Source organism: Rahnella sp. RcJ3, from assembly GCF_009498575.1.
Taxonomy (GTDB): Bacteria; Pseudomonadota; Gammaproteobacteria; order Enterobacterales; family Enterobacteriaceae; genus Rahnella; species Rahnella aceris.
In genome coordinates this window covers 1-11,770 of record NZ_QSNX01000022.1, presented here as the reverse complement: position 1 = coordinate 11,770, position 11,770 = coordinate 1, and the positions used below count along the sequence as shown (strand labels likewise).

Here is an 11,770-nt window from a genome sequence, read left to right as displayed (position 1 = left end):
TCACGCATTCGCGCGTATTTGTTGTGATGTATGTTGCTGGATCTCGACACAAGCGACATCCATAAGTTTGCGTAACTGTGAAGACAGTAAATCTACGGGCCGCTGACTGGCAACGGTCAATTCGATATTTATGTTTTCCGCATTGACCATCGGCGTCATGTTCATTGCGCACACCTGAAAACCACGGTGACGGACGACGCGTAATACGCGCTCTAACATTTCGGGGCGGAAGCGGGCCTGAATTGAGACGTTATGTTGCATCATGACATTTTCTCCAGCATGGTTTCGTTGCCTGCGCCCGGTGGAACCAGCGGCCAGACATTCTCATTTTCGTCGATGGAAACCTGGAGCAAATACGGACCTTCACTGTTGAAGAAAGCGTCCAGAGCGGCATCGACTTGATCTTTACGGTGGATACGCTGGCCGGGGATGTTGAATGCGCTGGCCAGCGTGACAAAATCGGGGTTATCGGAGAGGTTGGTTTCACTGAAGCGTCCGTCGAAGAACAATTCCTGCCACTGTCGAACCATCCCTAATCGCTGGTTATCCAGCAACAGGATTTTGACGGGCAACTGTTTTCGCTTGATGGTGCCCAGCTCCTGAACATTCATCATGAATGAACCGTCACCGGAAACGCAGATCACCATATCGTCGGGGCGGGCAACCTGTGCGCCGACGGCGGCAGGAACGCCGAAACCCATCGTGCCCAGACCGCTGGAGGTGATGAAGTTTTCCGGGCGAGTGAACTGCATATGTTGCGCGGTCCACATCTGATGCTGGCCGACGTCGGTGGTCACCACGGTATTGGCCGATTTACGGTCAGAGATTTGTTTCAGTAACAACGGCGCATAAATCGCTTCACCCGGATGATCGTAGCGCCATTCGCCCTGCGCTTTCAGCGTCATCACTTCATCACGCCAGGCGTTGATGTTCAGGGGTTGTTGCAGCGCCGGTAACAGCGCATTCAGATCACCCTGCAACGCCACATGCGCCTGGCGCAATTTGTTCAGCTCGGCCGGATCGATATCCATGTGGATAACCACGGCGTCTGGCGCAAAAGTATTCAGCTTGCCGGTCACGCGGTCGTCGAAACGCGCACCGACGGCAATCAGCAAATCGCAGGACTGAACAGCCAGATTCGCCGCTTTGGTACCGTGCATGCCCAGCATACCCAGATAACATGGGTCGCTGGCATCCGGCGCCCCCAGACCTTTCAACGTTGCTACCGCAGGAATGCCTGTCGCAGTAATGAATTCGCGTAATGCCGGAACGGCCTGCGCGATACCGACACCGCCACCGACGTAAACCATCGGTTTTTGCGCGGCAGCGATCATGGCGCGGGCTTGTTGTAATTCAGCCGCAGGATGCGGAAAAGTTTCTTCAACCGCCACCAGATGCGGCGGTAATTCACCCACGGCCAGCTGGATATCTTTCGGAATGTCGATCAGAACCGGGCCCGGACGACCAGAGCTGGCGATGGCAAAGGCTTCCGCCATGATTTCCGGCAGCGCTTCCAGAGATTCAACCAGGAAGCTGTGTTTGGTGCAGGCCAGGGACAACCCTAAAACGTCGATTTCCTGGAAGGCATCGGTGCCGATGAAGGCAGAACCAACCTGCCCGGTGATGGCCACCAGCGGAACGGAGTCTAACAGCGCGTCGGCCAGACCGGTGATCAGGTTGGTCGCACCAGGACCGGAAGTGGCGATACAGACGCCAACTTTTCCGGTAGAACGGGCATAGCCGATGGCGGCCATTGCAGCACCCTGCTCATGCCGGCACAACAGGTGTTCCACGCCGCCGTCATACAATGCATCGTATACCGGCATGATTGCCCCGCCAGGATAACCAAATACTGTATTTACACCCTGCGCACGCAACGCTTGTACTACCCATTGTGCTCCGTTCATCTTTATTCTCCTGCCTTTTTGCGACAAGTGCAGAATATTATGCTGTTGCTCATTTTCCGACCCCGCTTCTCTGTTCTCTGAAATTCCTGACCCAAAAAAAAACCCCGGACCTTTCGGTGCGGGGTTTCTTTTCAGGTTCAGGCTTGTTTAATAAGCCTTTCTTCGTCCAAGTGCAGCCCCGCACGGTGGGATAATAATCACCACCACGCTAATCACGACTAGGCTAACTACGAGGAGAAGGGCTTTCATTTTTAGGTTTCTAAAATTCATATTGCGAACGATTGCCTACAGAGTTATCACAGTAAGATGATTAATGACAACATTTTTCTTGCGTTATTATTTGCAGTCCGTTGCAGAAACCATGAAAAATCATCTGAAAAATCAAAACTTAGCGTGATGATTTGCCGTTTGATTATTTATTGCTCCAGCAATCGCTTTTCCGCGGGTATCCCGGCCAAATGCCACCAGAACAGAAATCAGAATGGCGACAGTACCGGCCACAATTGCCATCGCCAGTCCGTAGTTGTGTCCGTGGCTTTCGGCAATGTAAGCCTGAAGCGTCGCATTAACCGAAGCAATCAGATTACCGAGCTGGTAAACAAACCCCGGCAGAACCGCGCGCGTGTTAGCAGGCACCAGTTCGGTCAGATAAGTCGGCACGACGCCCCATGCGCCCTGCACCATAAACTGCATCAGGAACGCGCCCAGCCCCAGCATCCATGAACCGCCGGAGAACGCCCATAATGGAATGACCGGCAGTGAAAGCAACGCGGCGATAATAATCGCTTTCTTACGACCAATTTTCTCAGACAGCGAACCAAAGAAGATCCCACCGATAATTGACGCAATGTTGTAGCTTATGGCGATTAAACTGACGGTATGTGCGTCAAAACCGTGCTGAACTTTCAGGAACGTCGGATAGAGATCTTGCGTACCGTGGCTGAAGAAATTAAAACCCGCCATCAGCACAACCAGATAAATACATAGCTTCCAGTTTTTCTTCAGCACCGGCATCAGTGCCGTGCTTTCGTTGCGTTCCCGCGCCGCCAGCCAGACCGGCGATTCCTGTACTTTGAACCAGATGAAAGGCAGCAGGAAAACCGGCACAGCACCAATCACAAACATGCCGCGCCAGCCGACCACATTAAACAGCAAACCATATACCACCGCCGCCAGCAGATAACCAAACGGATAACCCGCCTGAAAAATCCCCGACATCACGCCACGGGAACGGTCAGGTATGGTTTCCATCGCCAGAGAAGAAGCTACGCCCCAGACACCGCCCATCGCAATGCCGTAAATCACGCGAAGGATCAGGAAAACGGTCAGGGAAGGTGCCGCCGCAGTACACAGCTCGAAGAAAGAAAATAGCGCGATATTGACCATCAGCACCGGCTTGCGCCCGTACTTTTCCGCCGCACGCCCGAACAGCAACGCCCCAATCGGTCGCACGGCCAGCGTCAGCAGTATTGCCAGCGTGACCTGTTTGATATCTACCTGAAATGCCGATGCGATATCGCTGAGCAGGAAGACCAAAATGAAGAAATCGAAAGCGTCGAGAGTCCAGCTCAGAAAGCTGGCGATGGCAACGTTACGCTGCCGAGAAGTCCAACCAAACATGGGTGAGTCCCTATTTCGGAATAGCTGCAGGTAGTGCACTCACCAGAGCATTGCGGAAAATCCCTGGTCAGGCAGAGAGATGTTAATCAGTGTTCTGTATTTGTTTATTTATTGTTAAATACAGCAAGATTAAACACCCCTGCCGGTATTTGCGGCAACTTAATTAGTCCGCTAATTTGTTTCCAGAAACCTTAAACTGTTAAGGAGTATTGCTGTCGTTGCGAAGCAGTTCGCATCCCTTCATGTTAAGTCGGTGACTTGCAGATTATTTTCCCATCGCATTACGCATTGCAGCAAACTTCTTCCCGAAAGCGTTTCCAGCTCAGGCATGCTGCCGTCAGCAGAGCTCATAGCAAAGGAAAAAGCATGTCATTAGCCGTGGTATATACCCGCGCATCGCTGGGGGTTCAGGCACCCGGTGTCTCGATCGAGGTCCATATCAGCAACGGATTACCGGCCCTGACACTGGTCGGTTTACCGGAAACCACCGTCAAGGAAGCCAGAGATCGGGTTCGCAGCGCCATCATCAACTGCGGGTTTACCTTTCCGGCCAAACGCATCACCGTCAATCTTGCACCTGCTGATTTACCCAAAGAAGGCGGCCGGTATGATTTGTCCATCGCGCTGGCGATTCTGGTGGCCTCAGAGCAGCTTCAGGGCGATAAGCTTGAGGAGTACGAGTTTCTGGGTGAACTGGGCCTTTCCGGTGCGCTGCGCAGCGTAAATGGCGCGATTCCGGCGGCACTTGAGGCGCAAAAAGAGGGCCGGGTGTTGATCCTGCCGCAAAGTAATCAGACGGAAATGACGCTTCTTGATCCCGGTGTAGCGCAGGTGGCCGGGCACTTATTGCAGGTCTGCGCATTCCTTCAGGGCGAGGACAATTTGCCACCGATTGAATTTCCGGCGACGGCGCCTCCGCCCGAGTATCAACCTGACATTGCCGATATCATCGGACAGGAGCAATCAAAGCGCGCGCTCGAAGTGGCGGCAGCGGGAGGGCATAATTTATTGTTGATTGGGCCTCCTGGCACCGGAAAAACCATGCTGGCTAGCCGGTTGCCCGGTTTACTGCCGCCCATGAGTAACGAGGAAAAGCTGGAAACGGCCGCCATTGCCAGCCTGGTGTATAACCCCGAAGATGACGGCGAGTTTTCACGCATCCGCCCCTTTCGTGCACCGCATCACAGCACATCCATGAGCGCGCTGGTGGGAGGCGGGTCGTTACCCAGACCGGGAGAAATATCACTGGCACATAACGGCGTATTGTTTCTCGACGAACTGCCAGAATTTCAGCGCCAGGTTCTTGATGCCTTGCGCCAGCCAATGGAATCCGGCGAAATCACCATTTCCCGTGCACGGGCGAAAGTCCGCTATCCGGCAAGAGCGCAACTGATTGCAGCGATGAATCCCAGCCCGACCGGACACTATCAGGGCATTCATAACCGCACACCGCCACAGCAGGTTTTACGCTACCTGAGCCGGCTTTCCGGGCCATTTCTCGACAGATTCGATCTGTCGATTGAAGTCCCGCTCCTGCCGCCCGGCATTTTGAGCCAGCAAAACCATACGCCTGTGCTCAGGGAAAATAGTGTACAAGTACGGGAACGGGTACTGACCGCCAGAGAAATTCAGTTAAAACGCGCGGGAAAAGTCAACGCGCATCTGAGCAGTAGCGAAGTGGAGACGTACTGTGTGTTAACCAAAGCAGATGCTGAATTTCTGGAAGAAGTCCTGCACAAACTGGGATTATCGGTCAGAGCCTGGCATCGCATTCTGAAAGTCGCGAGAACATTGGCTGATTTGGGTGGCGAGGAATCGATTGAACGAAGACATATTGCTGAAGCACTGAGCTATCGCAGCATGGATAGGCTATTGTTAACTCTACATAAGAGCCTGGCATAAAAAAACGGGGCATCGCCCCGTTTCATTAGTCATCGCTTTCCGTGTAGTCTTCTACAGCGTCAGCCTGCGGTTTACCGCCAGACAACGTGTGGAATTTCTTCGGACGACGAGTGCGGACAATGTATTTGTTCCACACTTTTTCTGCATCCGTTACCGGTTCGCGCGTACCACGGCAAACCTCCAGGAACAGTTTTTCTTCGTCGGTAACGGGCTCACGTTTTCCCAGATCCAGCTCGTTAAAAGCAAAGCCGTAACGTTCTAGCATTTGCGCTTCTTTAATGGTGAAATCGCCATGCCGGGAGAACCCGCGAGGGTAATGTTTATTATCAAAAAAACGACTTGTCGTGGTGAAGCTTTCCGCCATCTGACACGCTCCTAATTCTCTCATGGTCGTGCTGTTATGGCGCGGAGTATTAGTTAGGCTTGACATTGTGTAAAACAAAACATTTAAATCTTAACGACAAAAAATATTGGAGATAGTTTTGGACACGGAATTACTGAAAACCTTTTTGGAGGTCAGTAGAACTCGCCACTTTGGTCGGGCGGCGGAATCCCTTTACCTGACTCAATCCGCTGTCAGCTTTCGTATCCGGCAACTGGAAACCCAACTTGGCGCCAATTTATTCACACGGCATCGCAATAACATCCGCTTAACGCCCGCAGGAGAACGTCTGCTGCCTTATGCAGAGAATCTTATGTCAACGTGGCAAATGGCGAAAAAAGAGGTTGTACGCTCGTTACAGCACACAGAATTGTCGATTGGTGCGACGGCGTCGCTCTGGGAAGCCTATCTGACCCCGTGGCTGCAGTCTCTTTACACCCAGCGTGGCACGCTTAGGCTTGAGGCGCGCATTGCACTGCGTCAGTCGCTGGTCAAACAATTGCATGAAAGACAACTGGATTTGCTGATCACCACCGAGCCACCAAAGATGGACGAGCTCTCAAGTCAGTTACTAGGTAATTTCTCGTTACGACTATTCTCATCGCAGAAAACGGTCAGAAGCGAACAATCACCGTATGTGAAGCTGGAATGGGGCGCTGATTTTCCTCAGCAGGAAAAACTGCAAAACAGCGATCAGGAACCGGTGTTAACCACAACCTCTGCACATCTGACGCGTCAGTTGCTGGAAAATACCGGCGGTTGTGCGTTCCTGCCTGCGCACTGGGCCAAAGAATATCCGCAACTGGCCGCACATGAAGATGTTCCGCCGGTGATCCGCCCGCTTTACGCCGTCTGGCTGCAAACCAGCGACCAGCAAGTGTTGATCCGTCAGTTACTCAAAACACCGCTGATCACTAATTTCTGATACCGTCCTGTTTCAGGACGGTTCTGGTCGCGGATGGCGCGCTCTTCTGGCTGTCCAGAAGCTGCCCATCCCTTTTTGCAATCCGATGAAGATAAACAACAAAACGCCCATCACGATTTTGGTCCACCACGAACTAAGCGTACCATCGAAAGTGATGTAGGTTTGGATCAGCCCCTGAATAAGCACACCAAACAAGCTGCCTAAAACCGTGCCTACGCCGCCACTCAGTAACGTCCCGCCAATCACAACAGAGGCGATAGCATCCAGTTCTACACCACTCGCCGCGAGTGCATAACCCGCAGAAGTGTAGAGCGAGAAAATGATGCCCGATAAGACCGCCAGCGTACTGGACAGCATGTAGATATAAATCGTGGTACGCCTTACCGGCACCCCCATCAGCGCAGCCGACACATTGCTGCCGCCAACGGCATAGACGTTGTTACCGAATCGCGTACGGTGAGCCAGAATAATCCCGCCAAGCACCACCAGCAGCATAACCAGAGCCAGCAATGTGAAACGACCACCACCGGGCATTTTCCAGGCATAATTGGCGAGGAATTCATAAACCGGATGGTTAATCGGCAACGATTCTTCCGAAACAATAAAACTCATACCGCGCACAAAAAACATGCCCGCCAGCGTGATGATGAAAGCAGGCAGTTTCAACGTATCAATGATCCATCCCATCAGCGCACCAAACGTGGTGCCCATCAACAGCACGATGACAAAGGCATAGCCAGGCGCGATGCCATAAGCACCGATGAGTTTCGCCAGCAAAACACCGGTGAAAGCGATAACAGAACCCACTGACAGATCGATGCCGCCGGATAAGATGACAAATGTCATCCCGACGGCCACGATGCCGAGAAACGCGTTATCCGTCAGCAAATCAAAAAACACGCGTGTGGATGCAAAACCGGGGAACTGAGTGAAGCAATAGGCGTATCCGGCCAGGAAAACCACGATCGTAATCAGCAGGGGCAGATTTCTTTTGAGCATTATCCTTTCCTCCGGAACAGATTACTGAAAGAGACGCGGGGAGACTGAACTACCAGTACAGCGAGCACCACCAGAGCTTTCAGCACCAGGTTGAATTCCGGTTTGAAGCCGGAGAGCAGAATGCCGGTATTCATTCCCTGAATGATCAGTGCACCGACAACCGAAAGAAGCAGGTTAAAACGTCCACCCAGTAACGAGCCGCCGCCTATGACGACGGCAAGAATGGCATCAAGTTCCAGCCATAGTCCGGCATTATTGGCGTCCGCTCCGCGAATATCGGCTGTTATGATAACGCCCGCAACGGCCGCGCAAATCCCACAAATGACGTAAGTGGAGATCAGCACTAAACGGGCATTTACGCCGGCGTTATAAGCAGAACGGATATTGATGCCGACTGATTCGATGAACAGGCCAAGCGCTGTTTTCCGCGTCAGTGCCCAGACAAGAACCAGCATGGCGACGGCAATGATCACCGGCATTGGCAGATAGAACAAAGAACCACTGCCAAACTGCGATAGGCCATTGTGTTCAAACGTGACGATTTGCCCTTCCGTAATTAGCTGTGCGATGCCACGTCCGGCAACCATCAGCATCAGCGTGGCAACAATCGGCTGAATTTGGAGAACAGCGACCAAAAAGCCATTCCACAAACCGCATATTGCCCCCACCCCGACCGAGGCCAGCAGCACGATCATCAGCGGATATCCTTGCACCGTCATGGTCGCGGCTGTTGCACCGGCAATCGCCATGACCGCACCGACGGAAAGGTCGATGCCGCCGGTCGCGATAACCAGCGTCATCCCGAGAGCCAGCAAAGCGACAGGGGCACCACGGTTGAAAATATCCACCAGGCTGCCAAACAAGCGGCCATCCTGAATATGGATAGAGAAAAAGCCCGGGGCGACCAGGCTGTCTATGATTAATATTGCGACGAAAGCACCGATTTGCGTGGTGCCTTTTGGAAATACCCATCTTACTTTGCGCGGTTTTCCCGTCATTGGCAGGCTCCTGTTATTCATCACTATCTCCCCTCATTGCGCCGCAATGGCTTTCATAATGGCTGGCACGGAGATATCAGCCTGCTCAATTTCGGCAATATGACGACGGTCTCGTAAGACAACAATACGATCGGCATAACCCGCCAGTTCTTCCAGCTCAGAGGAAATGACCAGTAACGCCAGGCCTTCGTCACAAAGTTTTTCAATCAGACGGATGATTTCTGCATGGGCACCGACGTCAATCCCACGGGTAGGTTCATCGAGAATGAGGAAACGAGGATTGGTTGCAAGCCAGCGGGACAGCAATACTTTTTGCTGGTTACCACCGGAAAGATACTGAATTTCCTGCTCAGTGCCGGGTGTACGGATGCCAAGGAGTTTGATAAATTTTTCGGCGATCTGATACTGCTCTTTCATGGGTAAAGGACGCAACCAGCCGCGCTGCGCTTGTAAGGCAAGGATGATATTTTCACGCACTGTAGCCGCGCCGATAATGCCATCAGTTTTACGATCTTCCGGGCAGTAACCAAATCCCAGTTTAGCCGCTTTTCTGGGCGTGCTGATGGCGACTTCTTTACCATCGACACGTGCATTGCCGCTGTCATGCCCTTTAATGCCAAAAATCAGCTGAGCGGTTTCTGTCCGTCCTGATCCCAGTAAACCCGCCAGTCCGACGATTTCACCCCGACGTACTTTCAGGTCAAAATGTTCGACCACACCTCGACGCCCATAGTCTTTGAAATCCACTAATGGCTCGCCCGTCACATTTCTATGTTCGGTGCGTTTGAGCAGGTTTTCATCAAAACTGTGTCCCAGCATCATCGGTACGAGATCGATACGCGGTAAATCCACCGTTCGTTCAGACCCCACACGCTTACCGTTTCGCAAAACGGTAATCCGGTCGCTGATCCGATAAACCTGATCGAGGAAATGGGTGACGAAAATCATCCCCACCCCTTTATCACGCAGTTGAACCAGAATATCGAGCAACATACTGACTTCTTTGGCATCAAGGCTGGCGGTGGGTTCATCAAGAATTAAAACCTGTGCAGACAGGTCAACAGCGCGGGCAATTGCCACGATTTGCTGAATCGCAATGGAGTAGGTTGAGAGTGGCTGGCTGACATCCAGATGCAGCCCATAGCCTTCCAGAAGGGCGTCGGCCTGTTGTTCCATCTTGCGCTGATTGACCAGACCGAAACGGGTTGGCTCGCGCCCGATGAACAAGTTGGCAGCAACAGAGATATTTGGCAGGAGATTTACTTCCTGATATACCGTACCAATCCCCAGCGACTGGGCATCAGCAGTACTGATTGGCTCGATCGGTTTTCCGTTAAGAAAGACCTGGCCAGCAGAACGTTTATAGACACCGGTGAGGGCCTTAATCATTGTGGACTTACCGGCGCCGTTCTCACCTAAAAGGGCAACAATTTCACCGCGTTCGAGGGTAAAGTCGACATTTTCCAGCGCTTTTACGCCGGGGAATTCAACTGATAAACCGCGTACTTCAAGCAGCGTTTCTGAACCAGGATTATCCGTCACGTCACTACTCCTGCTGCATTCGCTATAAGCGAAAAGGGAATAATTGTTACCGGCTTGCCCGTGAGACAAGCCGGTAAACCGGCTCAGTAACCCATGTTTTTCTTCATGTCATACTCTTTCTGAGCCATGTCCGGCAGGATCAACGCGGATTGAGTCTGAATGAATTTCTTCGGTTGCGTACCATCCTTTTTCATCGCAATCAGCGCATCAAATGCCGGGCCAGCCATGTTTGGTGTCAGCTCAACAGAAGCATTCGCTTCACCCGCCAGCATAGCTTTGTAGATATCAGGAACACCGTCGATAGAGACGATTTTGATCTGCGAACCCGGTTTCAGGCCAGCTTCTTTGATAGCCTGAATTGCACCGATCGCCATATCGTCGTTATGGGCGTAAACAGCACAAATGTTCTTACCGTTTTGCTCAGCCTTGATGAAGCTTTCCATTACTTCTTTGCCTTTACTGCGGGTGAAATCGCCGGACTGTGAGCGGATAATTTTGACGTTTGGTGCAGCTTTCAACGCATCTGCAAAACCTTGTTTACGATTTAACGCCACACTGGCACCGACCGTACCCTGCAATTCGACAACATTACATGGTTTGCCAGCAGCGTCCTTCACCAGCCAGTCACCCGCCACTTTGCCCTCATACACGCTGTCAGAAGCGACTGCAGCAGTGTAAAGAGACGGATCACTGACTTCGATCGTACGGTCTAACAGGAACACAGGGATCTTAGCTTCTTTAGCTTCGGTCAGAACCGGAGCCCAGCCAGTAGCAACAACAGGAGCGATGAAAATGGCATCAACACCCTGTGCGATGAATGAACGTATTGCTTTGATTTGGTTCTCTTGTTTTTGCTGAGCATCAGATATTTTCAGTGTAATACCACGTTTTTCCGCTTCTGATTTAGAGACTTTGGTTTCCGCAGAACGCCACCCAGACTCAGAGCCGATCTGCGAAAAACCAACAACCAGCGGAGCCGCCTGAACTGCGCCACAAAATGCTGTTGCTACTGCTGCTGCCACAAATAAGCGTTTGTACATGTTTCTTTCCTCGCGTGTAGTCTGAGCTACTTTTTGTTATGACTCGTAGGGTACGGCCAGGACGTTTACCCGACATACGCATTCAGCCGCTACGACAGTTTTGTCGGAAAAAGGATAAAAGAATGCTGTCAGGGTCTGATAGTCGTCATAAGACGATGATTAGGTTTAGTACATAGGGAAAATGGGAGCATGAGCGAGGTCACATACGGGGAGAACAATCAATTCGTGCATGTATTCAGCCAAAACATGACAAAAAACAACTGGCAAAAGCGAAGATTTTGAGCCCATTGGTGCAAATAATCTGACCTGCTCCCCGTTGATTAATACACCACGATGTTAGTAATGTCTTCATAAGCCACATGAGGACATCCCCATGAGGAAGCGTTTTTCCGACGAACAGATCATCAGTATCCTCCGCGAGGCTGAAGCCGGGGTTTCTGCCCGTGAGCTCTGCC

The 11,770-nt window shown here is 51.9% G+C and carries 12 protein-coding genes; 3 read left to right on the top strand and 9 right to left on the bottom strand.

All coding sequences use genetic code 11. The features are described from left to right. The 4 genes from ilvM to DXU84_RS21375 form a co-directional block, all read right to left on the bottom strand. Window positions 1-264: an acetolactate synthase 2 small subunit gene (gene ilvM, locus DXU84_RS21390; RefSeq protein ID WP_013577547.1), complete on the bottom strand. Its 264-nt coding sequence runs from the start codon at window positions 262-264 to the stop codon at window positions 1-3. Continuing rightward, on the bottom strand, window positions 261-1,907 hold the full coding sequence (gene ilvG, locus DXU84_RS21385) for an acetolactate synthase 2 catalytic subunit (RefSeq protein ID WP_153376630.1): 1,647 nt from the start codon (window positions 1,905-1,907) through the stop codon (window positions 261-263). The genes ilvM and ilvG overlap by 4 nt, the downstream gene beginning before the upstream one ends. Before the next feature lie 147 nt (window positions 1,908-2,054). Then, on the bottom strand, window positions 2,055-2,156 hold the full coding sequence (gene ilvL, locus DXU84_RS21380) for an ilv operon leader peptide (protein ID WP_015699153.1): 102 nt from the start codon (window positions 2,154-2,156) through the stop codon (window positions 2,055-2,057). A 132-nt stretch (window positions 2,157-2,288) separates the two neighbouring features. After that, window positions 2,289-3,527, bottom strand: coding sequence for an MFS transporter (locus DXU84_RS21375; protein WP_013577549.1), 1,239 nt, complete (start codon window positions 3,525-3,527; stop codon window positions 2,289-2,291). 366 nt (window positions 3,528-3,893) lie between these two features. Here DXU84_RS21375 and DXU84_RS21370 point away from each other — a divergent pair, with 366 nt between their 5' ends. Further along, window positions 3,894-5,429, top strand: coding sequence for a YifB family Mg chelatase-like AAA ATPase (locus DXU84_RS21370; RefSeq protein ID WP_121020201.1), 1,536 nt, complete (start codon window positions 3,894-3,896; stop codon window positions 5,427-5,429). 25 nt (window positions 5,430-5,454) lie between these two features. Here DXU84_RS21370 and DXU84_RS21365 read toward each other — a convergent pair whose 3' ends face one another. Then, a complete protein-coding gene (locus DXU84_RS21365) occupies window positions 5,455-5,793 on the bottom strand; it encodes a DUF413 domain-containing protein (protein WP_013577551.1) in 339 nt (112 codons plus the stop codon). A 118-nt stretch (window positions 5,794-5,911) separates the two neighbouring features. On the opposite strand from DXU84_RS21365, the gene hdfR reads away from it, so the two are divergent. After that, window positions 5,912-6,736 (top strand): HTH-type transcriptional regulator HdfR, encoded by an 825-nt coding sequence (gene hdfR / locus DXU84_RS21360; RefSeq protein WP_013577552.1) that lies wholly within the window; start codon window positions 5,912-5,914, stop codon window positions 6,734-6,736. A 12-nt stretch (window positions 6,737-6,748) separates the two neighbouring features. On the opposite strand, the gene yjfF is transcribed toward hdfR, so the two are convergent. From yjfF to ytfQ, 4 genes are all read right to left on the bottom strand, one after another. Beyond that, the gene (yjfF, locus tag DXU84_RS21355; RefSeq protein ID WP_013577553.1) at window positions 6,749-7,735 is read right to left on the bottom strand and encodes a galactofuranose ABC transporter, permease protein YjfF; all 987 of its coding nucleotides are present in this window, start codon (window positions 7,733-7,735) and stop codon (window positions 6,749-6,751) included. Beyond that, window positions 7,735-8,754: a galactofuranose ABC transporter, ATP-binding protein YtfT gene (gene ytfT, locus DXU84_RS21350; RefSeq protein WP_015690591.1), complete on the bottom strand. Its 1,020-nt coding sequence runs from the start codon at window positions 8,752-8,754 to the stop codon at window positions 7,735-7,737. Before ytfT ends, yjfF begins: the two co-directional genes overlap by 1 nt. 12 nt (window positions 8,755-8,766) lie before the next feature. Next, window positions 8,767-10,248: a galactofuranose ABC transporter, ATP-binding protein YtfR gene (gene ytfR, locus DXU84_RS21345; protein WP_153376635.1), complete on the bottom strand. Its 1,482-nt coding sequence runs from the start codon at window positions 10,246-10,248 to the stop codon at window positions 8,767-8,769. A 110-nt stretch (window positions 10,249-10,358) separates the two neighbouring features. Further along, window positions 10,359-11,315 (bottom strand): galactofuranose ABC transporter, galactofuranose-binding protein YtfQ, encoded by a 957-nt coding sequence (ytfQ, locus tag DXU84_RS21340; RefSeq protein WP_013577556.1) that lies wholly within the window; start codon window positions 11,313-11,315, stop codon window positions 10,359-10,361. A gap of 373 nt (window positions 11,316-11,688) precedes the next feature. Between ytfQ and DXU84_RS21335 the strand changes: the two genes are divergently transcribed. Further along, window positions 11,689-11,770, top strand: an 82-nt coding sequence (locus DXU84_RS21335) for a transposase (protein ID WP_153376634.1), incomplete at its 3' end; no start/stop codon positions are given.